This is a genomic window from Blautia sp. HCP3S3_H10_2, assembly GCF_052122375.1.
Lineage (GTDB): Bacteria > Bacillota > Clostridia > Lachnospirales > Lachnospiraceae > Blautia_A.
Window position 1 is genome coordinate 36,523 of sequence record NZ_JBQKCL010000019.1, and the last position, 23,451, is coordinate 59,973.

Sequence of the window (23,451 nt, forward strand, 5' to 3'; positions counted from 1 at the left end):
TGTAGAAACCGGGTAATACCGATAGAGGGAAGGGGATTGCATAGTAAAGGTCTTACTGAGGACACATTATCCGTACTCAGGGACGGAGAAAATAATGGAAACGAAATTAGTAAGAATAGCTGAGATATCGGCAACATCAAAACATCCTATATTTACATCAGTGTACCACTTGATAAATGAAGATATGCTAAAGCAATGTCATAAGGAATTAGATGGGAGCAAAGCAGTCGGAATTGACAAGGTCACCAAAGATGAGTATGGGAAGAACCTTGATAGAAATATCAAGGATTTAGTACAAAGGCTGAAAAATAAATCCTTTAAGCCACTTCCATCGCTGAGGGTATATATTCCTAAAGCAAATGGAAAGAAAAGACCATTAGGGATAGCTTCTTATGAGGATAAGATTGTACAAATGGCAGTGAAGAAAATATTGGGTGCTATTTATGAGCCAAGATTCCTAAACTGTATGTATGGATTCAGACCGAACAGAGGTTGTCACGAAGCAATAAAAGAGGTATATCAGCGGATAAGTTATGGGAAAATCAGCTATATCGTAGATGCTGACATCAAAGGGTTCTTCGACCATATTGACCATGAGTGGATGATGAAGTTCCTCGAATGGAACATACAAGATAAGAACTTACTGTGGCTGATACGCAAATATCTTAAAGCAGGAATAATGGAACAAGGTAAATTTGAACCAACAGAGGAAGGTTCGGCACAAGGCTCCGTAATGAGTCCGATGCTTGCGAATATATACATGCATCATGTGCTGACGCTGTGGTTCAAACTTGTAGTGAAGAAGGAAATGCAGGGAGAGTGTTTTCTTGTCAACTTTGCGGATGATTTTGCTGCAGGATTTCAATATAAGTCAGAAGCTGAAAGATACTATAAAGAGTTAAAAGAACGAATGGAAAAGTTTGGTCTGGAACTTGAGAGTAGTAAAAGCAGACTGATTGAATTTGGAAGATTTGCAGAGCAGAATCGCAGGGAAAGAGGAGAACATAAACCGGAAACATTTGACTTTCTGGGATTTACTTTCTACTGTAGCAAAAACCGAAAAGGAGGTTTCGCACCAAAAGTACAGACTTCAAGAAAGAAGTTTGAGCAAAAGGTCAGAGCCTATAAGAATTGGATTTATGATAATCGAAATCGACCGATGCGAGAGATAATCAAGGAATTGAATGTTAAGCTAATCGGACACTATCGGTACTATGGTGTTACATGGAATTTCCGAAAGATAACAACATTTTTACATAGAGTTCAGCAGTTTCTGTTTAAAGCCATGAATCGGAGAGGTTGTAGACGGGCATACACATGGAATGGATTTGTGGAAATGCTCAAGTATTATCCATTAGCAAAGCCTAAAACGTACTATTGCTTATATTAAAGTGAATGTTACTATGAGGAGCCGTATGCGGGAAAGCCGCACGTACGGATCTGTGAGGGGCTAAGATTGAGAGGTCTTAGTCTACTCGACTGAAAAATATCAGAGTAAAGGTGTTTTTGATCATCTTAGACAGGCAATGTCTGGTGGAAAATTAGAGAATTCTCGTTTTATGTCGTGGTAATTTTGGTATATGTTGGTAAGCTGTAAGTGAAAGAGAGGTAAAGACATGGATACAAAAAAGATTGGAGCTTTTTTAAAACAATGTCGTAAAGAGAAAAATCTTACACAAGAACAGCTTGCTGAGGTATTGGGAGTATCTGCAAGAACAGTTTCCAGATGGGAAACAGGGACAAATATGCCGGATCTCAGTATGCTTGTTGAAATTGCTGAATATTACGAAATTGAAATGAAAGAGCTCCTGGATGGAGAAAGGAGCCAGACTATGAATAAAGAGATGAAAGAAACATTAGACAGGGTAGCTGATTATGAAAATTGGGTAAAACAAAAAGCTTTAAAAGCTGGAAATCTTGCTTTTGCATCTATGTTCCTGATTAGTGTCGGAGTTATTATCATACAACTTTTATTGACAGTAAACCTTCGATTTGTATTAGGAGAAACGTTTATTGCCCTGGTAGGTGGAATTGTATATGCGTTTATCATGGTACATAATGGTATCTGGGATAAAGGTTTATCTGCCAGAGAAGCATTATGGAGAGATTTTCTTACCAGCGTAATCTGTGCAGGAATTTTCTCAGTATTTTATGGTATTTGCCTGAGAAGAATGGGGGCAAGTGAAAAGCAAACGATACATTTTGCTTTGTTCTTTTTAGGAGGAATTACAATTGTAGCATTTATTGTTCTTAGAGTATTATCATATTTTAACCAGAATGGACGACGAAATGTTGTTAAAGAGAGAAAGAATTTAAAAACAATGACAAGTTGTACAAAAATCTACAATGCTAAAGACATAGTAGAAGCAGGAAAGATTATAGAACTATTAAAAGAACATGGAATTACTGCTTTTTCACAGGAAGCGAGTGCCAATGTTGCTATGCATGGTATGTCTGGATTTGGGATATATGGTGTGGATGTGTTTGTGGAAACGGACGAGGCAGAAAAGGCAATGCAGATTCTTGAAGATATGGATGCGTCCATAAGCAAAGAAAAATTTTGACATTTTCATAGATGCGTGATAATATGATTATAGAAAAAGAGTGCTACCGATAGACGGTTAGTCCGATAAATGTTTAGCAAAAATTGCCGCCTAGTTTACCAGACCGGGGCGGCTATTTTTGTGGCTTATTATTATCCTTGCCAAAGGTATATCCAAGACCAAAGCAGGTTAAGCCGAAGCTTACCACAGCTATGAAGTCAACAATACTCATGGCTTAGCCCTCCTTTCCAGTGGATTCCCTTTCGGGTTTCTATGTAATCAGAGGGTCACAGTCCCTCTGTTGAAGGACTAACCGCCTACCGTTATGGTAGCACCCATGTTTCGATTATAACAGTCAGGACAGGAATCCGCAACCGGAAGTTGTCTGTGCATAAAAATGGAGCTGTGATACCATTTTGATACTAAAAAGTAAAGAGAATAAAAATATAACGCAGAAAATCCGTAATACAGGACAATAAGGACACGAAAAATTACAGAAAATAATGAGATTTTAAGAAACTCATAAACGTGAAGGTGAACGTACTGTTGGATCAGGACGTGTTGCTACAGTTATCGAGTAATCACTGACTACAGATAACTATATAAATTTGGTATCGTAAGATACCGTGTGTCCAAGCGTAAGATGCCCCGGAACCGTAAGGTTTCCGGGGTTTTTCTGTTGCTTTTCTGTTGTTGCTCTTTGGTAATTTGAGAATAGCTTTTGGGGATAGAACATGGTAAAATGAAAACATATATTTAGGTGTTTTTGATAGGGAAAAGGGTATGAATGAATTGGTATATAGAAATTTATCAGAAAAATCAAAGCGGCAAATATGTGCATGGAAATATGGCGGAGAATATGCTTTATATAATCTCCCTGATTATGAAGAAATGAAAGTTCTACAGATTGGATTCATGAATCCCAAACATGAAAAGAATTATTATGGTTTTTGGGATGAAAGTATATTGGTAGGCTTTGTTAATATATTGGAGGAAAAAGAAGAGGTATTTATTGGAATTGGAGTAAATCCTGAGCTGTGTGGTAAACATTATGGTCAGCGGATGTTGCTGATTACTTATGAAATTTCCAAAACGTTATATCCTGATAAGCCGCTGTACTTGGAAGTCCGTACATGGAATGAAAGAGCAATAAAATGTTACGAAAAAGCAGGGTTCAGAATTGATGGTCAGGCATATGAATTGACAACCGGAATTGGTACTGGAACATTCTACAGAATGATAAGGGAATAAGCTGATTTCCAGTTTAACAAATATTTTGAAGCAGAAAGTGTCGTTGAACTATCTTAGACGGGCAATGCAGGTGATTGAAGATATGGATGCGTCTATAAACAAATAAATTTTTGACATTTCTATAGATACATGCTAATCTGAGTATAAAAAGAGCTCTAAGAGGAAAAAAATGGATCATACTGTGGGAAAAATATGGAGAGCCGCATACGCAGAAGAGGTTCTGAAAAAATCCAGAGAATATAATGCTGAGGAGATTCCTTTACCTCCTAATGAGGTGCTTGGAGTCTATTTGGATACGGAAGTTCTCCATGTACGGATATTTATGAATGGAAAAACAAGACCGGTTATCAGTATTCCGGCATACTATGTTTTGGATGAATTTGATGAAATTCTTACTGGCAGCCGTGCAGTTGTTTACACAAAATTGCATGATGATGTTAACCTGAACTCCGTGCTGGAATTTATGCAGGAAAATGATCGTGGCAGCTATTCTACACTGGGAGATGCCGGAATAAATCACTGCATTGCTCTGATGAAAGAATTGAAAAGAAATCTTGCCCAAACGGCATTGGCACAAATTAAGTACTGCGTTCTGACTACTTCTGTACCGGAGATCGTAACCCGGAGAAATGTGCAGACAGCCATGGAGAATGTGGGATTTCAAGTGATAAGGTCCATGAGTGTTGTAGAAGCCTGTGCCTTGTCGAAGGTATATTTAGTGACACAGAAGCAGAGAATGCTGGTGCGTGTGATAGCAAATCATGAGAGACAGAATCTGACTGCCGAATGTGCAGATGATGTTTTGGAGAGCCTGGAATATACATTTGGAAATACACTGCCGGATGCAACACCAGATATGGTGAACTACTATATGAGTGATGCAAAATCGCGCACAGATTTGGGAAGAGAATCCGATAATTATGAGGAGCTTGCTGTGGCAGCAGCCAGTGGAGCAGCAGTCCAGGGAACCTATCTTATAGGCGAAACCCCAAGGCGAATTCTGCCATGTCCAATTTTCCCATGGAAGATAGGACTGGAAATTGTAACAAGACAGGGAGAAAAAGGTTGTCCATTAACATGGCTGAGTGAGAAGCCAGAGAATATTGCGCTAGGAACCAAGCTTGTTAATATTTCATTGGAATCGGGAATCCGTAAGAAACTATTGAATTTATATTTAGGGAGCAATCATTCAAAAGAACTTATTCGGCAATGGGATACCGAAAAGATCTTCCGGGAATTTCCAGAGAATACCAGGCAGTTTGAAGTATGGACAGAAATAGGATTCGCAAGTACTTCGCTTACTTTGATCTTTCAGGCAGAAGGAAAAAAGGTGGCGCTTGATCTGAACCAATACGCGAAAGTGAAAATAAATCCCATTCCAATCACAACAGCATATGTGCCATCACAGATTATACGAGAGGTACAGTGTGCGGCAGAAGCATTCTGCCAGGAGGCAGAAAGAGCAGAAGAGATGGACATGGATTCTGCAATCGGAAAGGGAATTCAAATGATTGTCAGGCAGGTGCAGGAAGTACTAAAAGAATGTAATCCTGGGAATACAAAGATAAGCGTTGCTGCGTTTATTGAGAAAATATTGTCTGTGAAAGACAATGTGGAATACGGATTGACAGGAGCCGAAAGAACCACAAAACGCATGGAATATCTAAACGAAAAATTACTTCTGACACGTTTATGTACAAAATTGCGGGATAATTTATATAAACTGAATATCACACCAATCGAGTCGAATGGGCTTGGGTTTGATCCCCATATTCATGAAGCGGTACATATCGAGGAGACAGATGCGGTTGAGGAAGATTTGGTTGTCCGTGTGGTACAGAATGGATATTTCTTTGGGGAAAAGTTGTACCGCCCGGCAAGGGTAGTTGTTTCAAAAAGAATAACGGGGATTTAGAAAAATGATTTTAAACACGCTCTAGGATTTAACAGGAGAAAAAGATGGATATTTTAGTTGTGATCGATATGCAGAATGATTTTATTGACGGAGCACTTGGCACACCGGAAGCAGAGGCAATCGTGCCAAATGTGGTGGACCGAGTGAAGAATTTCAATGGTCTTGTGCTTGCGACCAGAGATACACATGGTGGAGATTATCTTCAGACGCAGGAGGGCAGGAAGCTGCCAGTGGAACACTGCATCCGAGGAACTTATGGCTGGGAGATCCGTGAGGAAATCGCCGAGCTTCTGGAGTCAGGCCCTATTGATAAGCCAACCTTTGGAAGCGAAACTCTGGGAAAAGTCCTGAAGGAATTCAACAAAACAGAGACCATTGACAGTATTACACTGGTTGGTTTGTGTACTGATATCTGTGTCATTTCCAATGCGATGCTTCTGAAAGCATTTCTGCCAGAAGTGCCGATTCTTGTGGACGCGAACTGCTGCGCAGGTGTAACTCCCAAAAGCCATGAGCTGGCACTGGAAGCTATGAAGGCTTGCCAGATTGAAATCATCTAAGCACTATAATGTAACTGTTCAGACCAACGAAAGGCGAAGCATTTTGGAGGTTGACTATGAACGGTTATAATAGGATTAAAATTGCAGCAGCCAGGTATTCTATCCCTGGCTGCTGTTTCCGTATTTTGTTATAGCAGATTGACTTATGGCGTCATAGAAGAATCTAATGTGTAGCTTTTTTCTCATAGTCTCACTTTATGGTGAGACTATATCCGCTGAAATATCCATTTAGTTAAACTCATCCGGCTCCACATATTTATCACTGGAATAACTGTATCCATTATGGTATTTCACAGTGAGATACAGAGGTTTGTTTCCATCATCGATTTTGACGAAGCAGATATTCTGTTCATTAAATTTATCTGTAATTTCTATGCTCTGGTTGTGATAATAAACCCACACGCTGCCGTCGTCTTCATATTCTACTTCAGGGGAATCCATTTCTTCCATAAGTTCTTCGGCGGTCAGAGGCCGTTGGGTTCCGTCTGGGTTAATGGCAACACCACCGCCATCAGACTGCTTCAGATTTCCATCTTCATCATAGTATTCCATGCTATAAGTTCCGTCATCGGAAAAATCAAGTGTAGCGGTAGTCTGGTCGCCATGGATCCAAAGCTGGATGGTGCGTTGGATTCCGCCCACATTTGCGGCATATGCGGTACCGGTACCGCCAAGGATAATGCAGCATGCGATTACCGCAGCGGCTGTTTTTATTTTTGTTCTTTTCTGTAATTTTGCCATATTTTCTACCTCCTGGAATGAGCGCTTCGAGGTCTGCAGTGCTGAAAATGCTTTTTTATATTTTTCATGATTAGTCATTTTCCCATTCCTCCTTTAATGAATCCTTCAGCAAAGCCCTTCCACGGGAAAGACGTACCTTCACGTTGCTTTCGGAAAGCTTCAGAATGCCGGCGATTTCCCGTATGGAATAATCTTCGTAATAAAATAAGTGGATGACAATACGGTACTTGTCCGGAAGCTTCATAACTTCCTCAAACAGATTCCTGGATTGTGTATCTGGAAAAGAGAGGGTTTCCATGTAGTCTTCCAGGGAGCATTTATTTTTCTTCCAGAAAGTCCGGGTTATATTTTTTGCCTTATTGATTACTACGCGAAGGAGCCATGCACGGATATGCTGCTCATTTTCAAATTCTTTTCTGCTGGTGTAATACTGAACAAAGGTTTCCTGAACAACATCCTCTGCATCCATCTGGTTCTGGCAGATGTTAAAAGCTGCGGCATAGAGATTGTTCTGGTACTGCTCCATCAGTAATTGTACAGGTTGTCTCATGAGAACTCCTTTTGCTGCTTAATCGGGTAAAACAGCAGTATTGATCATCTTTATTTTCGGTACCTTCACTAATAATACAAATGAAAGTGGGAAAAGGTTACAAAAAATCTATATGAATGATCTTTTATTGCATAAGAAATGTAAAGTATGGTAAGATGGAGAAAATAAGAAGGAAATTTATGATGAGCTGATAAAAGGAAAGCCTGCTAAAGGAAAAGGCGTGTGGGTCAGACCAGAGCCTGTTTGAAAAAGGCACCAGCTTAATCGACTACCGGTACCTTTACAAGATCTTTTTTTACCTTACGGAACTGTGGCGGAAGCTCATCCACAGACATAGACTGGGGAATCTGGACAGTACCTGCTTCTTTGGCGGTTTCATAATACCAGCATTTATAGTCCAGTACATCCATAGTACGCTGAAGTGCTTCCATCTGTGCCTGGAGGAGTTCCCTCTGGCGGTAAAAAAGCTGGAGCCTTTCTTCAATGGTGCTGTCGCCTTCCATGGCGAGATGGATATACTGCCGGATATCTTTAAGGGACATGCCTGCTTTTTTCAGGCAGCCAATCATCTGCAGCCATTCATAATCCTTTTCGTGAAACATGCGGATTCCGCTGGAAGAGCGCTCCACAAAGGGAAGAAGCCCTTCTTTATCATAGTAACGCAAAGTGGAGCTGGGAACACCCAGCAGCTTCGCCATTTCACCGACTGTGTACGTCATCGTTTATTCCTCCCTTGGTAAAAGTTCGTGCCGCTATCAATGGGAAAATTATATCATAAATTATGCATGATGGCAAAATAGATAAAAGGATGATGGACAAAGGTAAAATATAGAGAAAGACAAGCAAACCCTATATAACAAAATCAAGGAGAAAATTCAGAAAATCTGAATGAAACGAAAAATTATGGATAATCAAAAAAATATGAAAAAGACTTCCGATAAAATCGACGAGGGGCTTCTTGGAAATGAGAGAATCGAGGAAGCCATTCTGGCACTTCAACAGCAGCCGACTCAGGAGCTTCTGGCGCACGCTTTAACCGTAGTGCGAAGAAGAATGCGGGAAAACGGGCAGGTAATCATTGCAGTTGAGCCAAATGCAGCGGCAGGACAGATGAAGCTGCAGGCTGTGAAAACGACAGACGGAAACAGCTGGTGGGCTGTTTTTACCAGCTTTGATGAGGAACTGAAAGGCAGTGGGAGTGTGATGTCTACCTTTATGAGCGATATTGGGAAAGTATTGGAGGCTGCATTATCAGAAGAAGAAATCAGCGGCGTGATCATCAATCCCTGGAACAGGACATTGATGCTGGATAAAACGCTGATTAAAATTATATTGGGAAATGCATGAGGCAGGAAGCTGGATATCTGAAAAATGTCTGGAAAAAGTGAAATGTAGATCGTGTTTGAAAAACATTCCTGCAACATTCCTGCAATCTGTATGTCTCAGAAATGCCAATTAGCAAAGCTAAAGTAGTATGATTATAAATTTATCAGGAGGAAGTTTGTATGCGAAAGAAAAAGATAGCCGCTATGCTGCTAAGTGTAACCCTGCTAATAAGTGCAACTGCTCTGCTTTCTGGTTGTTCGATAGGAGGACTGGATTCCGTGATCAATGAACTTCACGGCTCTCTGGTAGGAAACAGCTATACCATTGATACCTACGATAATTATGGAAACAAAACTCTGGAGACAACAGGAAAGAAGATCAGTATTACTGGAAATAAAATAGAAACTATCAGTTATGATGAAAGTGGAAAGGCAATCAAGGGATATGACCTTTCTTCTGTAATTACCATCACCATAGATGGAAAAGAAATTGAAAGCTGTGGAGACACCTGTATTTTTATGCAGGATGGCCTGAACCCGGAGGTGGACTTTACGGAAGAGGCAATCCAGAGCAGCAGTTCTGGGATAACAGATAGTGCAGCAGTTGCCCGTTATGTGAATAAATACAAAAATTACTTTGGGAAATCCCGGATCGTGGTAATCAAATCCCAGCTGGGGCAGCCGATTACGGCATTTTCCGGAGATAATGTGTACTGGGAGATTCCGGAAGACTTACCGAAGATGACCAAGCTGATGATCGACGGGAAGGCACTTTACATACACCGGGCAAATTATCAGATTATTGACAGCAAATTGTTGTAGGGAAGGTCAACGGAATACAGTAGAAAGAGAGGAGCAGAAACTTTTTCGGAGTATTCTGTAAGTTGTATTTAGAGAAAAAATAGTCGCCTTGGAATTTTGCTTAGATGATGAGCAGAATCCAAGACGACTATTTTATTTATGAGAATTATTGACAAACGATAATTTTGAATTATAATAAAATTATAGAATTATTGTTTTACGATAATTTAAAGGACATTTCTGCAAATTGTGGCGTACATTATGCAGAAAGCTTTTTGAGAACATGCTCTGTCACATGGAAAATCAGAAAATAAAAGTACGTCCATTATCAAAAGGAGGTTTCCTCATGAAAGAAAAGCATCTTTTCACCCTTTTATCTGTAGAAGCTGCGGCTTGTGTGCTTTTTTGTATTTTACAGCGAAGTGCGTCTGCTTTGTTTACTACGATTGCTGCATTTCCTTTTGAGCAGATGGGCGTCGGATTGAGAATATTGTCGCTTTCCGGTGCAGTAGGAAATGGGGCAGCCATTCTTCTGTATCTGGTAATAAGCCTTATCCCGGCTATTGTCTGGTTTTTACTGAAGTGGAAAAAGAAATCAGAACCAATTGATTTTCTGCTTTTTCTTTTAAGTGTGTTTCTTTTTATTCTTATGTATTACATGATAAATCCTGGGCTTTTGAACAGCGGAGTTCCTGGAACGGGCAAATGGTCTCTGGGAAGCACTTTTTACTCTGTACTTTTGGGGTATCTTCTCATCCGGGCGCTGCTTCATTATGAAAATGCGGGAACCGGTCAGCTTCAAAAAGGCTTGTGGCTGCTTCTTGGCACTGTGAATATTATTCTGGTGTATGGGATCTTCGGCCAGGAGCTTGGACGGCTGCTTCAGAGTCTGGAAGCGGTACAGAAGGGAAATACAGGAGTGCAGCTGGAGGGGGGATTTTTCACTTTTTCAAATCTGACTGTTACTTATGTGTTCCTGTTTCTTCATTTTATTGTCCGTATTGTGCCGTATGTGTTAAATATAATTGTGGTCTTTCTTGCGAGAATGCTTCTGGCAGCAATGAGAGAAGATCTGTATCAGGAAGAATGCATAGACACTGCCGGGAAACTGGGCAAATTCTGCATGTGGACGCTTATCGTGACGATTGGTCTGGATGGCGGTTTTAACATGCTTCAGCTCTTTTTCCAGAACCGGCTTTATCAGATGGAATATGCTGTCAATATACCGGTATTTTCACTGGCGTTTGTACTGGCGGTGCTGTTGTTTGCCAGATATATCCGTGAAATGCAGAAGCTGAAAGCAGATAATGATCTTTTTATTTGAAAAATGTAGAGTGTCCTCAAAAACTGTTTCAGCAATCTGCGCCCATTGTGAGGTATATTTTGCAGAAAGCTTTTCAAACGGCTCTACTTTGGGAAAGGAAAATATTTATGGCAATTAAGGTATGCCTGGAAGAGGTTCTGAAGGAACGTGGGATGACGTCCAAGGAACTGTGCCGTCTGGTAAATATTACCGAGGCAAATCTTTCTGTCCTTCGAAGCGGAAAGGCAAAAGGAGTACGATTCCATACGATCAACAGAATCTGTTACTATTTGCAGTGTGATGTAGGTGATATATTGAAGTTTGACGGAAATCTGGAGGAGGATGAAAATGAAGAATAGAAAATCAGTGCGGCATACATATCTGGCTGGAGTTGCAATGATTCTTATGGCATGTTTTTCCGGCGGATGTACTCTGGCAGTTCCAGATGCAGGGACAGAGGGACAGGGCGATCAGCTGATCGGAGCATTTATCACTTCAGAATATCTGGATCTTTATGATATGGAAGGATATCTTAATGACCACGCTTCTTCTCTTATGCGAAATGATAGCATTACAATTGGGAGTGACGAGAGATACGAGGGAAAACTTATGGCAACTGTGGATAAAGGAGAGGGGAAGCCTTCGTCTGAGTGGAAAATTTCTTTTGGAAATATCAAAGGAGAATATATGCTGATGCCAGTTACCAGAGATGCGGATGGAAATACTTCAGTCGGAAATCTGTGCTCGGAGAGTATCTGCGATTCTTATTTGAATTATAATGTCACAGATGAAGGAGAAGAACAGGAAGTAAAGGGGAAGGTTTACCAGATTCCATCTGAAACAGAACAGATTTATTATGTGAATCCGGTATATCAAAAGGAAAACGGAGAAATTTATGCAATGTCCGGAAATGGTTATTCCAATGGAAGTGAGACTACGGAAGGAGATACAATAGCTGCCACACTTTCTGGGGAAGCTGTATTTACGGAAAATGGAAAAAGCCAGAAGAAAACCAGCACTGTGACAATTCAGTTTGCTTCCATGTACAAGCCGGTGCGGACTATTCTTTATCAGATGAATGATGCAAACCAGGTATTGAAGCAAGTGGCTTATAAGCCTTCTGCTATCCCCGATACGTTAAAAGTGGAGCCGGGTACGGCATATATTATAGAAGAAACCCACAAGGAGAAGCCGGATGGCAAAATAATAACAGCCAGAACGCTTCTGAATCTGCAGCAGGATGGGGAAGAAAACGTTTATCTGGAAACCTGGTATCCTCTTTCTAATGGGCTGATCAGTAAGAAGGAGGTGGAAATTCAATAGCTATAAGAAAATCCTATAACCAGATATTATTTATCTGTATTGGACGTTGAATCAGAAGACTGGTATTATAATAATGAAAATAAAACACAGTTAATTGATAGGAATAACGGAGATAATACAGATGAAACAGATTTTATGCTTTGGAGATTCGAATACATGGGGATATGACGGAGAGAGTAAGAAACGTCTTCCCTGGGGAAAAAGGTGGACAAGTCTTCTGCAGGAGAAGTTTGATGTGGAAAGCCAGAAATATGATATTGCGGAAGAAACAGAGAAAAATATAGACTCTGTGGATAAAACCAGTGATAAAGCACATGGAGAAGAAAAAAAGATAAATAAAGAAAATGTCCGCATTATAGAAGAAGGGCTATGCGGCAGAACCACTATATTTGAGGATCCGTTACGGGATGGCCGCAGAGGAACCGCACTTTTGCCCACCTTATTAGAAACCCATGATGGCGTAGACACTGTAGTCCTTATGCTGGGAACAAATGACTGCAAGACTGTTTTCGGTGCATCCGCAGAAGTGATCGGAAAAGGAATTGCCCGTCTTTTGGAGCAGATCCAGGCTTATGCTCCAGATGCAAAGGTGCTTCTGATCTCACCTATTTATCTGGGAGAAAAAGTATGGCAGGAGGGCTATGACCAGGAATTTTCCCAGGATTCTGTGCAGGTATCCAAAGATCTGGAAAAGGTATATGAGCGGATCGCCAGGGAGAAGCATGTGGAATTTATGCGGGCGGCATCCTATGTGAAATGCTGTGATGCAGATCAGGAGCATATGAATGCAGCGGGTCATGTGGTATTTGCAAAGGCGGTTTATGAGAAACTGATGCAGCTGGCCGCGTAGAATGCGGCCATTATTTACCAAAGCAGGCGATACAGAACCAGAAGAGCTTCCGCTATTGGATATAAATATAGAAAGACCAGATACAGCAAAAATAACGGTTGTGCCTGGTCTTTTTTTATGAATATTAATGTATGACTTGTGCAAAAAGCATACATAATTGCCCCAAAATCAATTCCAAATAATAGAAAGTAATAATAAATAATAAAAAATAATTGACAACACTACAACACTTTGCTATACTGAATTCATCAAAAAGTGAGCAGAAGGACATTTTTTATTTATGCAAAGGCGCATGAAACTACATCGTGACTATGTTGCAGAATAGAAAATGTTTTTTTACTATGAAAGGAGAAAAAATATGAAAATGATGAAAGCAGCAGTAGCACTTGGCATGGCACTCACCATGACCGTTACAGGCGCATCAGCAGTATTCGCAGAGGGCGAGACACTCAGCGTTGCTACTGATTTCGAGATCAAGACACTTGTACCGTGGGCAGCATCCGAAGAGAATGCATTCCTGGTACTGAACCAGGCAGAAGAAGGTCTGTTCCGTATGGACGAGAACAACCAGCCTCAGCCGGCTCTTTGCGATACTTATGAGGTATCCGATGACAAGCTTACATACACCTTCCACTTAAGAGACGGAATCCAGTGGAGCAATGGTGAGCCTGTAACAGCAGCTGATTTCGTATACGCATGGCTGAAACAGATGAGCAGTGATGCAACTAACGGCTACAGCTTCATTATGACAGACTACATCGTAAACGGTCAGGAGTACAATGAGGGAAGCGTTGAGGCTTCTGAAGTAGGCGTAAAAGCAGTTGACGACCAGACACTGGAAGTTCAGCTGAAGAGCCCGACACCATATTTCCTGAACCTTACTACAATGGATATGTTCTTCCCGGTTAACGAAGCATTCTGCGAAGAGCAGGGCACAAACTTCGCTCTTTCTCCAGATAACATGCTTTACTGCGGACCATATGTAATCACAGATTACGATCCGGCTGTAGGTGTTACCTTCGCTAAGAATGACAACTACTGGGACAAAGACAATGTAGCAATCGAGGATGCACAGGTTCGTGTAATCAAAGATGCAGCAGCAGCTTTAAGTGCATACCAGGCTGGCGAGCTTTCCCAGGTTAAGCTTGATTCTGCTAACGTAGCAGCATACAAAGATGATCCTGAATTCAGCCAGGAGATCGACTTCCGTACAAGCTATGTACAGTTCAACCTTACAGATGACGTAATGAGCAATGTAAACATGAGAAAAGCTATTTCTCTTGCAATGAACAGAAGCGCTCTTACAGATAACATCCTTGCTGATGGTTCTGCACCAGGATTTGGTCTTGTAGCAGACGGCATGAGCGGTGACGGAGAGAAGACATTCCGTGAACTGAACGGAGATGTTTCCCCATATGATCCGGAGCAGGCAAAAGAGTACTATGACAAAGCTGTTGAGGAGCTTGGAAGCGCACCTTCAGAGGTTACTCTTCTTGTAGCTGATGACTCTGTTTCCAAATCTGTTGCAACGTTCATTCAGAGTGAGCTTGTTACAACACTTGGACTTAACGTAGTGATCGACACTAAGACTGTACAGGGACGTGGAGAGCTGATGGATGCAAATAACTATCAGTTCGCAGTAACTGCATGGGGCGCTGACTATGATGATGCTATGACATACCTTGACCTGTGGACAAATGGTACTCCATACCGTGGAAACTACAATGATGATGATTACAATGCACTGATTTCCGATGCTAAGACTCAGACAGATGATGCAGTTCGTCTTGACGATATGCTCAAAGCTGAGAAGAAACTGGTTGAGGAAGACGCAGTTGTAGCCCCGGTATACCACAGAGGCTCCGCAGTTCTGACAAAATCCAATGTCAAGAATCTGATCAGCCATCCGATCGGTGTTCCGCTTGAGTTCAAATTTGCTTCTTTTGAATAATCGTAAATTGTAAGTAAGATTTCCTTGAAATTGCCAGACCGTGTTGCCAGAGCCTGATCCTGCGTTTTCAGCAGGAGGCATTTGTGGAGACTGGCCTGGATGACTCATAGGAAAACAAGTAACGGACCGTATACGGAAGTGGCTGTCACAGCAATCGGTATACGGTCTGTTTTTACAGAAAGAAAAGGTGATGTCATGCTGAAATATGTATTAAAGCGATTGGGGTACATTCTGGTTACCTTGTGGGTAATCGTGACCTGTACCTTCTTCATGATGAAAAATCTTCCTGGTACACCTTTTGACGCTGAGCGTTTTAGTATCATGACACCTCAGCAGCAGGAACGTGTGCTGGAAATGTATGGATTAAATGATTCTCTTCCAATGCAGTATGTGAAATATATTAAGAACATGCTGAAGGGAGATTTAGGTACTTCTTTTACTTATGTAAACCAGGATGTCTCTAAAGTAATCACAGGACGTCTTGGACCATCTGCTCTGATTGGTATCCAGGCAGTACTGATCGGACTTGCAATCGGACTGATTCTCGGAATCCTGGCTGCCTGGAAGCACAATAGCGGAATTGATTATTTTACCATGATACTGGCAGTGCTTGGTGTCTCGGTGCCGAACTTCGTCGCTGCGGCTCTTCTCCAGTATTACATTGGTCTGAAATGGGGCGTTCTCCCGGTTGGTTTCTGGACCGGATGGAATTGTTCTGTTCTGCCGTCCATTGCGCTTTCGTTCAGTGCAACAGCTATGGTAGCACGTTTTATGCGTACCGAAATGCTGGATGTACTGGATCAGGATTACATCGTAACTGCAAGAGCGAAAGGCCTCAGTCAGATGAAGGTTCTTATGCGTCATGCAGTCCGTAACTCCATTCTTCCGGTTGTAACAATCCTTGGACCTATCGTAGTAAACCTTATGACAGGTTCCCTTGCTGTAGAGAATATCTTCAGTATCCCTGGTATCGGAAGTCTTTTCGTAGACTGTATCAAAGCAAACGACTACCCTGTAATTATGGGTATTACGATTTTCTATGCAGCATTCTATATGCTGGTTGTATTACTTGTTGACCTGGCTTATTCTCTTATTGATCCGAGAATCCGTCTTGCCAAAGGAAAGGAGAGCTGATCGTGGATAAATCAAAAATTGACCGCAGCATGTATCAGAAAGCGAAAGTAGAAGCCTCCGAGAAAGAGCATATTGCAGCTCCTGCTTCCACAATGCTGGCAGATGCATGGATCCGTCTGAAAAAGAACAAGGCAGCAGTTGTAGCATTATTTATTTTGATCGGAATTATCCTGCTTGCCATTTTTGCTCCGATCTTCAGTAAATATTCATTCAGAGATACTGATTATAACAATGTATATGGACTTCCAAGTGCAGCGCATATCTTCGGCGCTGACCAGTTTGGCCGTGACCTCTGGGTCCGTACCTGGATGGGAACCAGAATTTCCCTTATGATCGCATTGGTAGCTGCGATCCTTGACCTTGTAGTTGGTGTACTTTACGGTGCTGTTTCCGCTCTTTTCGGCGGCAAAGTTGACGCTATCATGCAGCGTATTATCGAAGTACTGGTAGGTATTCCAAGCCTTATTATCGTAATTCTTTTCCTGATGGCATTCCCGGCAGGTGTAGGAACCATTATCGCCGCCCTCTCCATTACCGGATGGGTAAACATGGCCAGACTGGTCCGTGCCGAGATCCTGAAACTGAAAAACCAGGAATTCGTACTGGCATCCCAGGTTCTTGGAACCAGCAGCTTCAATATCATTATGAAGGATCTGATCCCGAATACTGTCAGCGTTATCGTAATCAACGTTATGTTTACAATCCCAAGTGCCATCTTTACGGAAGCGTTCTTAAGCTTCATCGGTATTGGTCTGGCAGAGCCGCAGGCTTCCCTTGGAGTATTGATCAATGGTGGTTATCAGGTACTGCGTAACTATCCACATGTACTGATTTTCCCGGCTATCGTTATCGTACTGATTATGGTATGTTTCAGTATTCTGGGCGACGGACTTCGTGATGCCCTTGATCCACAGATGAGAAAGTAGGTACAGCTATGGGAAAAATATTAGAAGTTAAGAATCTTACGGTCCACATCAAGACGCACAAAGGCGTTGTACAGGCAGTGCGTGGCGTGGATTTTTACCTGAATGAGCAGGAGACCCTTGCAGTAGTTGGAGAGTCCGGTTCCGGAAAATCCATTACGATGAAGGGCGTTATGGGAATCCTCCCTAAGAACGGAAAAGTAGTAGAAGGAAGTGTAATGTTTGAGGGCAAGGACCTGACCAAATATACAGAGCGTCAGATGCAGCAGGTCAGAGGAAGTGAGATCGCCATGATCTTCCAGGACCCAATGACCTCCCTGAACCCGACTATGAAAATCGGCAAACAGATTGAAGAGATGCTGAAAGAGCACCGTAAGGATATGAGCAAGGCTGACCGTAAGGCAAGAGCCATCGAGCTTCTTTCCCTGGTTGGAATCTCCAATCCGGAGGCACGTTATGATCAGTATCCACACCAGTTATCCGGTGGTATGAGACAGCGTGTTGTGATCGCGATTGCTCTTGCATGCGATCCGAAGGTTCTGATCGCAGATGAGCCGACGACAGCACTTGACGTAACCATCCAGGCACAGATCCTGGATCTGATGCGAGACCTTCAGAAAAAGATCAAAACATCCATTATCATCATCACACATAATCTTGGTGTTGTGGCAAATATTGCAGACCGTGTAGCAGTTATGTACGGTGGTAAGCTGGTTGAGACCGGTGATGTGGCAGATATTTTCCACAATCCGTGTCACGAGTATACCAAAGGCCTTCTTCGTTCCATTCCAAAGGCGCACGAAAAAGGCGGCGAGCTTCAGGCGATTCCGGGAACCCCTCCGGATCTGATGGATCCGCCGAAGGGATGTCCTTTCGCAGCAAGATGCCAGGAGACGATGATCGTCTGCCAGGAATATATGCCGGATTATACCGAGTGCGGCAAGAATCACAAATCAGCATGCTGGATGCTGGATGAAATGGCACAGGAGGTAAAGGCTGATGAAAAATAATGATAAGCAGGTACTTCTTGATGTAAAGAACCTGAAGAAATACTTTGATGTGGGAAATAAAAAAATCCTGAAAGCCGTTGATGACGTTTCCCTTCAGATTTATAAAGGGGAGACTCTTGGCCTGGTTGGAGAATCCGGATGTGGTAAATCCACATTTGGAAGAACCGTGATTCACCTTTACGAGCCCACAGAAGGAACCGTAACCTTCGATGGCACCCAAATTGACAAAAACCTGGATTCTAAGCAGAGACATGAGCTTTGCAGAAGAATGCAGATGATCTTCCAGGATCCATATGCTTCCCTGAATCCGCGAAGAAAGATCCTGGATATCGTAGCTGAGGGAATTGATGCTCATGGCCTGGCTGCAAACAAAAAAGAGCGTAATAAAAAAGTAATTGAACTTCTTGAGACAGTTGGTCTTCAGGCAGAGCATGCAGACCGTTTCCCTCATGAGTTCTCCGGCGGACAGCGTCAGCGTGTTGGTATCGCCCGTGCGCTTGCAGTAAATCCGGACTTTATCGTATGTGATGAGCCGATTTCTGCACTGGACGTTTCTATCCAGGCACAGGTAATCAACCTTCTGGAGCAGCTTCAGAGAGAACGTGGACTGACCTACCTGTTTATTGCCCATGATCTTTCTATGGTTAAGCATATCAGTGACCGTATCGGTGTTATGTATCTTGGTTCTCTGGTAGAGCTTGCTGACAGTGAAGAGCTTTTTGAAAATCCGATGCATCCATATACCAAGGCACTTCTTTCTGCGATTCCGATCCCGGATCCGGATATTGAGAAGAACCGTCAGAGAATCATGCTGGAGGGAACTCTTCCGAACCCGATCGGACTTGGGGATGAGTGTAAGTTCTGCAGCCGTTGTCCGGTATGCCAGGAGGGCTGCCATAAGAGCCAGCCGAAGCTGGTAGAGGTGAAGCCAGGACATTTTGTTGCCTGTAGCCAGTGCACGAAGTAATAGATAGATTTATAAAACTTTTGCAAAAAGGCAGTAGGAAAGAGGAGGAAGAAGGATGTTCATAGAAGAACGGCAGCAAGCCATTGAGAAAGTCCTTCGGGAACAGGGAAAGGTCCGTGTCCGTGAACTGAGCGAAATGTTTCAGGTTACAGAGGACTGTATCCGTAAAGATCTGAAAACTCTTGAAAATGCTGGCAAACTAAAAAGAACTTACGGTGGCGCTATTCTTTCCCAGGACTACCCGCTGGAAAGAGATGTTATTGACAGAAGAAATTATCATGTGGACCGGAAGATGGTGATCGCAGCCAAGGCAATGACGCTGATCAAAGAGCGGGAAGCCATTTTCCTGGATATTTCCACGACCAATATTGAACTTGCCAAGCTGCTTGCGAAGTCAAAAATGCAGCTTACAGTTGTAAGCAACATGATCGATATCCTGCAGCTGCTTGCGGCAAATCCCAAGATCACGGCAATTGGAACCGGTGGAATCATGTATCCCACGGTAAATGGATTTCTTGGTTCCGCAGCTATCCAGGTGATCCGGAAGTACAGCTTCGACCGGGCATTTATGGGAAGCTGTGGAATAGATATGATGGACCATACGGTTACCACGCTCGGAGTGGAGGATGGTCTGACTAAGAAAGCTGCTATTGAGAGCAGCCGTCATAAATACGCTGTGATGGAACGGGAAAAATTCTATTTTAATGAATCTTATAAATTTGCACAGCTTGATGAGCTGGATGGAATTATCACGGATGAAGTTCCGGATCAGTCTGTCCAGGATATGCTGGATTCCCTTGGGGTAACACTATATTAGAATATATGAAGCTGTGCAAATGGATTACTGTTCGCTGTAACGCAGAATTACCTTCCCTTCTGACCTGATTGTGGGAAATAATGCGATAGTGGATCGTAATGCGAAAGGAAAAGAGAACATGAGTAAGTTTACTTTGGAGGTATGTGCAGATTCCGTGGAATCTGTACTTGCTGCCCAGAAAGGCGGAGCAGACCGTATTGAGCTTTGCGGAAACGTGGTAATTGGAGGAACAACTCCTTCCGAAAGTCTTTACCGCGAGATCCGGAAGCATAGCGACATTAAGATCCATGCGCTGATCCGTCCGCGATTTGGTGATTTTTGTTATACAGAATATGAATTTAATATTATTCGTGCAGAAGTGAAAAGATTCCGTGAACTTGGAGCTCAGGGCGTGGTGATCGGTATGCTGAAGCCGGATGGTTCCCTGGATATGGAACACATGAAAATGCTTATGGAAGAAGCAGATGGGATGTCTGTAACCTTGCACCGGGCTTTTGATGTGTGCAAAGATCCAATGGAAGCTCTTGAGCAGGCGGTTTCACTTGGAATTAATACGATTCTTACATCTGGACAGAAGAACAACTGTGTAGAAGGCACACCACTTCTGGCAGAGCTTGTAAAGAAAAGTGCCGGACGCATCCACATTATGGCTGGTGCCGGAGTGAATGCAGAAGCGGTTTCTTCTATTTATGAAAAAACAGGAATTACAGATTACCATATGACGGGCAAAATTGTACTGGAAAGCGAAATGCAATACCGCAAAGAGGGCGTAAACATGGGATTACCGTCCTTAAGCGAATTTGAGATTTTCAGGACAAGTGAGCAGGAAGTGCGAAAAGCCCGCAATGTATTAAACAGCTATTGCTGATACGTTTAGGGAAACGCTCTTTCACAAAAAAGAACCGCTTTTTGGTGAAAGGGCGTTTACTATGAAAGTGGAGGATAAATAAATGTTTCTTCAGAATAGTCAGAAGAAAATCGAAGAAGAATTTTTGAAATTAACAGAGAAGCTGGGAAATGACAAAGAGCCTTTGCAAACAATCTGCAGCAAGCTGGCAGATTGTGACCGCGATCTGGGGCTTGCCATGAAATATCTGTATGTGACAGCACCATACAGCGACCTGGTGAATTACTCTTTTGAAGATATAAAAGATTTCGCAGCACATGGGCTGTTTTTGTATAATAATCTTGACCGCGTCCGTGAACTTCCGGAGGAAATGTTCCTGAATTATATTCTGGATCATCGTGTGAATGAGGAAGAAATCCTTCCCTGCAGAAGCTTTTTCTGGAACGAGTTAAAAGAACGTGTTGCAGGAAAAAATGCAAAAGATGCTGCAATTGAGGTAAATTACTGGTGTGCCGAGGAGGCTACTTATCACAGCGGTGATGACAGAACGCTTCCGGCGCTTACGGTATATCGAAGAGGTTACGGACGCTGCGGCGAGGAGTCCGTGTTCCTGGTAAATGTCCTTCGAAGTGTGGGAATCCCGGCGCGTCAGGTGTATGTGCCGCGCTGGTCTCATTGTGATGACAATCATGCCTGGGTAGAACTGTGGTGCGAAGGCAGGTGGTATTTTACCGGTGCCTGCGAGCCGCTGATGATCCTGAACAAAGGGTGGTTCACCAATGCTTCCTCCAGAGCTATGATGGTGCATTCCCGTCTCTTTGACCTTTTCCCTGGAGAAGGAGAAAGGGTGATCGGAAAAGAAGGAGCAGCAGTTATGCTGAACCAGACTGCCCGTTACGCAAAGGTGAAAACCGTTTCGGTGAAAGTAACGGACAAAAACGGCGTTCCTGTGAAAGGTGCCCAGGTTCAGTTCCAGGTATTGAATATGGGGGAATATTTCCCAATCGCAAAAGCAGAAGCGGATGATCAGGGAAAGGTTTCTTTATTGACTGGTCTTGGAAGCGTACGGGTTGTGGCCTTTTGTCCGGAGATGGAAGGATTTGCACAGGCTGATATGGATACCCGAAGCCAGGATGAGATTACGCTTGTTCTTACCAATGAACCAGTGGCAGCAGAAGACTGGAAAGCGGTAGATGTGATCGCACCAGTGGATACACCGGTGAATCCGGATATGCCAACTCCCCAGCAGAAAGCAGAGGGAACCCGCCGCCTGAATGAGGCCAATAAGCTTCGCCGTGAGAAAAAGGAGAACTGGGTGAATCCTGAAATTGCAGTATTTCTTGGAAAAGATGACGAGAAAGAACTGCGCCATGCGCTAATGAATGTGCTTACAAAGAAAGACCATACAGACTGTATCAGCAGTGTGCTGGAAGAACATCTGGAATACGGAAAGGTTTATGCAGAGCAATACAGAGCATTTAATTCGGGGAGGGATTTATATGTCAATTTTGTATTAAATCCACGCGTGGAAGACGAGCTTCTCCGTCCATACAGAAAAGGTATCCTGGCTTTCTTCACAGAAGACCAGAAGGAAGAATTTCGTGCGAATCCTGTGGAAATCTGGAATTATATTCAGAAACACGTGAACGCATATCCGGACAACGAGCGGGACACGGTAATGGAAACTCCGTATGAGTGTCTGGTATCCGGCATCGGAACGAATCGTTCCCAGAAAGTACTGTTTGTGGCAATCGCCCGTGCTCTTGGCATCCCTGCCAGACTGAACCCGGGAAATCATGTGATGGAGTACTGGGAAAAAGACCATTTCGTGCCAGTCCTGAAACAGCAGGAAGGTGGAGTGCGCCTTTCCCTGAAAAAAGAAGAAGGCACACAGTGGAACTACTTCCAGAACTGGACCATCGGACGCCTGGTTGGAAATGAGTATGTTTCTTTGAAACTTACAGATAAAGAATGGGAAAAGGATACCATGGAGCTGGCACTGATCCCTGGAACATACCGAATCATTACCACTAACCGCCTGCCAAACGGAAATCAGTTTTCCTGGGAAAAAACAATTATTGTAAAAGAAAACGAGAATTACAATGAGACGTTACGTCTCCGTGAGGCACAGCTGGCAGATATGCTGGAGCGTATTTCCCTGCCGGAATTTGAAGTAAAAGATGCAGAAGGCAACACAGTGACCTGCGCTGATCTTACCAAAGATGGCAAAAAGATACTCATGTGGCTGGAAGAAAGTCGTGAGCCTACGGAACACATTTTGAATGAAATGCTGGAACATGCAGAAAAATTCCATGAATTTGAAAATTCAGTTTCTTTTATGATCCGTACTCCTGAGGCGAAACAGGATCCTCTTCTGGAAAAAGTACTGAAGACTTTCCAAGAAGTGTCTGTTTATTATGATTCCTTCGAAGAGAATATTGAACTTCTTGGAAGAAGAATGTACGTGGATCCGGATAAGCTGCCGCTGATTCTTGTGGCAAACGGCGAATCTGTAGGAATTTATGCAACCAGCGGATATAATGTGGGAACCGGCGATATGCTGATCCGTATTATGGAGGAAGTGCCGGAGGCATAGGGATTCACAAGTGTGATCAAAATCATTTACACAAATTACGGTAT

At 42.8% G+C, this 23,451-nt stretch carries 22 protein-coding genes; 19 read left to right on the forward strand and 3 right to left on the reverse strand.

The features are described 5' to 3' along the window. Positions 1–94 precede the first annotated feature (94 nt). The 5 genes from ltrA to ACTQWB_RS16980 all read left to right on the forward strand — a co-directional run bounded on the left by ltrA (position 95) and on the right by ACTQWB_RS16980 (position 6,269). Entirely contained in the window at positions 95–1,390 is a 1,296-nt protein-coding gene (gene ltrA / locus ACTQWB_RS16960; RefSeq protein ID WP_441502623.1) for a group II intron reverse transcriptase/maturase, read from the forward strand. A 226-nt stretch (positions 1,391–1,616) separates the two neighbouring features. Continuing rightward, positions 1,617–2,564, forward strand: coding sequence for a helix-turn-helix domain-containing protein (locus tag ACTQWB_RS16965; RefSeq protein WP_441502622.1), 948 nt, complete (start codon positions 1,617–1,619; stop codon positions 2,562–2,564). A gap of 762 nt (positions 2,565–3,326) precedes the next feature. After that, positions 3,327–3,794, forward strand: coding sequence for a GNAT family N-acetyltransferase (locus tag ACTQWB_RS16970; protein ID WP_441502621.1), 468 nt, complete (start codon positions 3,327–3,329; stop codon positions 3,792–3,794). A 169-nt stretch (positions 3,795–3,963) separates the two neighbouring features. Continuing rightward, positions 3,964–5,709 (forward strand): nucleotide exchange factor GrpE, encoded by a 1,746-nt coding sequence (locus ACTQWB_RS16975; RefSeq protein WP_441502620.1) that lies wholly within the window; start codon positions 3,964–3,966, stop codon positions 5,707–5,709. Positions 5,710–5,753: 44 nt separating this feature from the next. Further along, the gene (locus tag ACTQWB_RS16980; RefSeq protein WP_441502619.1) at positions 5,754–6,269 is read left to right on the forward strand and encodes a cysteine hydrolase family protein; all 516 of its coding nucleotides are present in this window, start codon (positions 5,754–5,756) and stop codon (positions 6,267–6,269) included. A 228-nt stretch (positions 6,270–6,497) separates the two neighbouring features. Here ACTQWB_RS16980 and ACTQWB_RS16985 read toward each other — a convergent pair whose 3' ends face one another. The 3 genes from ACTQWB_RS16985 to ACTQWB_RS16995 all read right to left on the reverse strand — a co-directional run bounded on the left by ACTQWB_RS16985 (position 6,498) and on the right by ACTQWB_RS16995 (position 8,279). Then, positions 6,498–7,010: a hypothetical protein gene (locus ACTQWB_RS16985; RefSeq protein ID WP_441502618.1), complete on the reverse strand. Its 513-nt coding sequence runs from the start codon at positions 7,008–7,010 to the stop codon at positions 6,498–6,500. Positions 7,011–7,080: 70 nt separating this feature from the next. Then, positions 7,081–7,560 (reverse strand): RNA polymerase sigma factor, encoded by a 480-nt coding sequence (locus ACTQWB_RS16990; RefSeq protein ID WP_441502617.1) that lies wholly within the window; start codon positions 7,558–7,560, stop codon positions 7,081–7,083. Positions 7,561–7,820: 260 nt separating this feature from the next. Continuing rightward, complete coding sequence (locus ACTQWB_RS16995) at positions 7,821–8,279, reverse strand: MerR family transcriptional regulator (RefSeq protein WP_441502616.1); 459 nt, start codon at positions 8,277–8,279, stop codon at positions 7,821–7,823. Positions 8,280–8,463: 184 nt separating this feature from the next. Here ACTQWB_RS16995 and ACTQWB_RS17000 point away from each other — a divergent pair, with 184 nt between their 5' ends. From ACTQWB_RS17000 to ACTQWB_RS17065, 14 genes are all read left to right on the forward strand, one after another. Beyond that, a complete protein-coding gene (locus tag ACTQWB_RS17000) occupies positions 8,464–8,907 on the forward strand; it encodes an SseB family protein (RefSeq protein ID WP_441502615.1) in 444 nt (147 codons plus the stop codon). A 158-nt stretch (positions 8,908–9,065) separates the two neighbouring features. Next, on the forward strand, positions 9,066–9,707 hold the full coding sequence (locus ACTQWB_RS17005) for a DUF5052 family protein (protein WP_441502614.1): 642 nt from the start codon (positions 9,066–9,068) through the stop codon (positions 9,705–9,707). A 325-nt stretch (positions 9,708–10,032) separates the two neighbouring features. Next, complete coding sequence (locus ACTQWB_RS17010; protein WP_441502613.1) at positions 10,033–11,010, forward strand: hypothetical protein; 978 nt, start codon at positions 10,033–10,035, stop codon at positions 11,008–11,010. A gap of 107 nt (positions 11,011–11,117) precedes the next feature. Then, positions 11,118–11,348 carry a helix-turn-helix domain-containing protein gene (locus ACTQWB_RS17015; RefSeq protein ID WP_441502612.1) on the forward strand — a complete coding sequence of 77 codons (231 nt, stop codon included), beginning with the start codon at positions 11,118–11,120 and terminating at the stop codon, positions 11,346–11,348. Then, complete coding sequence (locus ACTQWB_RS17020) at positions 11,338–12,312, forward strand: hypothetical protein (RefSeq protein ID WP_441502611.1); 975 nt, start codon at positions 11,338–11,340, stop codon at positions 12,310–12,312. Before ACTQWB_RS17015 ends, ACTQWB_RS17020 begins: the two co-directional genes overlap by 11 nt. 121 nt (positions 12,313–12,433) lie before the next feature. Beyond that, a complete protein-coding gene (locus tag ACTQWB_RS17025) occupies positions 12,434–13,162 on the forward strand; it encodes a GDSL-type esterase/lipase family protein (RefSeq protein ID WP_441502610.1) in 729 nt (242 codons plus the stop codon). A gap of 358 nt (positions 13,163–13,520) precedes the next feature. Further along, the gene (locus tag ACTQWB_RS17030) at positions 13,521–15,113 is read left to right on the forward strand and encodes a peptide ABC transporter substrate-binding protein (protein ID WP_441502609.1); all 1,593 of its coding nucleotides are present in this window, start codon (positions 13,521–13,523) and stop codon (positions 15,111–15,113) included. A 99-nt stretch (positions 15,114–15,212) separates the two neighbouring features. Beyond that, positions 15,213–16,247, forward strand: coding sequence for an ABC transporter permease (locus ACTQWB_RS17035; RefSeq protein WP_441502608.1), 1,035 nt, complete (start codon positions 15,213–15,215; stop codon positions 16,245–16,247). A gap of 2 nt (positions 16,248–16,249) precedes the next feature. Beyond that, positions 16,250–17,173: an ABC transporter permease gene (locus ACTQWB_RS17040; protein ID WP_441502607.1), complete on the forward strand. Its 924-nt coding sequence runs from the start codon at positions 16,250–16,252 to the stop codon at positions 17,171–17,173. A gap of 8 nt (positions 17,174–17,181) precedes the next feature. Then, complete coding sequence (locus tag ACTQWB_RS17045) at positions 17,182–18,180, forward strand: ABC transporter ATP-binding protein (protein ID WP_441502606.1); 999 nt, start codon at positions 17,182–17,184, stop codon at positions 18,178–18,180. Further along, a complete protein-coding gene (locus ACTQWB_RS17050) occupies positions 18,170–19,147 on the forward strand; it encodes an ABC transporter ATP-binding protein (protein ID WP_441502605.1) in 978 nt (325 codons plus the stop codon). Before ACTQWB_RS17045 ends, ACTQWB_RS17050 begins: the two co-directional genes overlap by 11 nt. Positions 19,148–19,202: 55 nt before the next feature. Continuing rightward, positions 19,203–19,964: a DeoR/GlpR family DNA-binding transcription regulator gene (locus ACTQWB_RS17055; protein WP_441502604.1), complete on the forward strand. Its 762-nt coding sequence runs from the start codon at positions 19,203–19,205 to the stop codon at positions 19,962–19,964. Between the two features lie 118 nt (positions 19,965–20,082). After that, on the forward strand, positions 20,083–20,832 hold the full coding sequence (locus tag ACTQWB_RS17060) for a copper homeostasis protein CutC (protein WP_441502603.1): 750 nt from the start codon (positions 20,083–20,085) through the stop codon (positions 20,830–20,832). 82 nt (positions 20,833–20,914) lie between these two features. Next, entirely contained in the window at positions 20,915–23,407 is a 2,493-nt protein-coding gene (locus ACTQWB_RS17065; RefSeq protein ID WP_441502602.1) for a transglutaminase domain-containing protein, read from the forward strand. Positions 23,408–23,451 lie beyond the last annotated feature (44 nt).

What these genes read in the sequence shown, in the direction of transcription:
- ACTQWB_RS17015 (WP_441502612.1), top strand. Translation starts at nt 11,118, where the DNA reads ATGGCAATTAAGGTATGCCTGGAAGAGGTTCTGAAGGAACGTGGGATG.
- ACTQWB_RS16970 (WP_441502621.1), top strand. Translation starts at nt 3,327, where the DNA reads ATGAATGAATTGGTATATAGAAATTTATCAGAAAAATCAAAGCGGCAA.
- ACTQWB_RS16990 (WP_441502617.1), bottom strand. Translation starts at nt 7,560, where the DNA reads ATGAGACAACCTGTACAATTACTGATGGAGCAGTACCAGAACAATCTC.
- ACTQWB_RS17035 (WP_441502608.1), top strand. Translation starts at nt 15,213, where the DNA reads ATGACTCATAGGAAAACAAGTAACGGACCGTATACGGAAGTGGCTGTC.
- ACTQWB_RS17010 (WP_441502613.1), top strand. Translation starts at nt 10,033, where the DNA reads ATGAAAGAAAAGCATCTTTTCACCCTTTTATCTGTAGAAGCTGCGGCT.
- ACTQWB_RS16980 (WP_441502619.1), top strand. Translation starts at nt 5,754, where the DNA reads ATGGATATTTTAGTTGTGATCGATATGCAGAATGATTTTATTGACGGA.
- ACTQWB_RS17065 (WP_441502602.1), top strand. Translation starts at nt 20,915, where the DNA reads ATGTTTCTTCAGAATAGTCAGAAGAAAATCGAAGAAGAATTTTTGAAA.
- ACTQWB_RS17030 (WP_441502609.1), top strand. Translation starts at nt 13,521, where the DNA reads ATGAAAATGATGAAAGCAGCAGTAGCACTTGGCATGGCACTCACCATG.
- ACTQWB_RS17025 (WP_441502610.1), top strand. Translation starts at nt 12,434, where the DNA reads ATGAAACAGATTTTATGCTTTGGAGATTCGAATACATGGGGATATGAC.
- ACTQWB_RS16995 (WP_441502616.1), bottom strand. Translation starts at nt 8,279, where the DNA reads ATGACGTACACAGTCGGTGAAATGGCGAAGCTGCTGGGTGTTCCCAGC.
- ACTQWB_RS17020 (WP_441502611.1), top strand. Translation starts at nt 11,338, where the DNA reads ATGAAGAATAGAAAATCAGTGCGGCATACATATCTGGCTGGAGTTGCA.
- ACTQWB_RS16965 (WP_441502622.1), top strand. Translation starts at nt 1,617, where the DNA reads ATGGATACAAAAAAGATTGGAGCTTTTTTAAAACAATGTCGTAAAGAG.
- ACTQWB_RS16975 (WP_441502620.1), top strand. Translation starts at nt 3,964, where the DNA reads ATGGATCATACTGTGGGAAAAATATGGAGAGCCGCATACGCAGAAGAG.
- ACTQWB_RS17055 (WP_441502604.1), top strand. Translation starts at nt 19,203, where the DNA reads ATGTTCATAGAAGAACGGCAGCAAGCCATTGAGAAAGTCCTTCGGGAA.
- ACTQWB_RS17050 (WP_441502605.1), top strand. Translation starts at nt 18,170, where the DNA reads ATGAAAAATAATGATAAGCAGGTACTTCTTGATGTAAAGAACCTGAAG.
- ltrA (WP_441502623.1), top strand. Translation starts at nt 95, where the DNA reads ATGGAAACGAAATTAGTAAGAATAGCTGAGATATCGGCAACATCAAAA.
- ACTQWB_RS17045 (WP_441502606.1), top strand. Translation starts at nt 17,182, where the DNA reads ATGGGAAAAATATTAGAAGTTAAGAATCTTACGGTCCACATCAAGACG.
- ACTQWB_RS17060 (WP_441502603.1), top strand. Translation starts at nt 20,083, where the DNA reads ATGAGTAAGTTTACTTTGGAGGTATGTGCAGATTCCGTGGAATCTGTA.
- ACTQWB_RS17005 (WP_441502614.1), top strand. Translation starts at nt 9,066, where the DNA reads ATGCGAAAGAAAAAGATAGCCGCTATGCTGCTAAGTGTAACCCTGCTA.
- ACTQWB_RS17000 (WP_441502615.1), top strand. Translation starts at nt 8,464, where the DNA reads ATGGATAATCAAAAAAATATGAAAAAGACTTCCGATAAAATCGACGAG.
- ACTQWB_RS16985 (WP_441502618.1), bottom strand. Translation starts at nt 7,010, where the DNA reads ATGGCAAAATTACAGAAAAGAACAAAAATAAAAACAGCCGCTGCGGTA.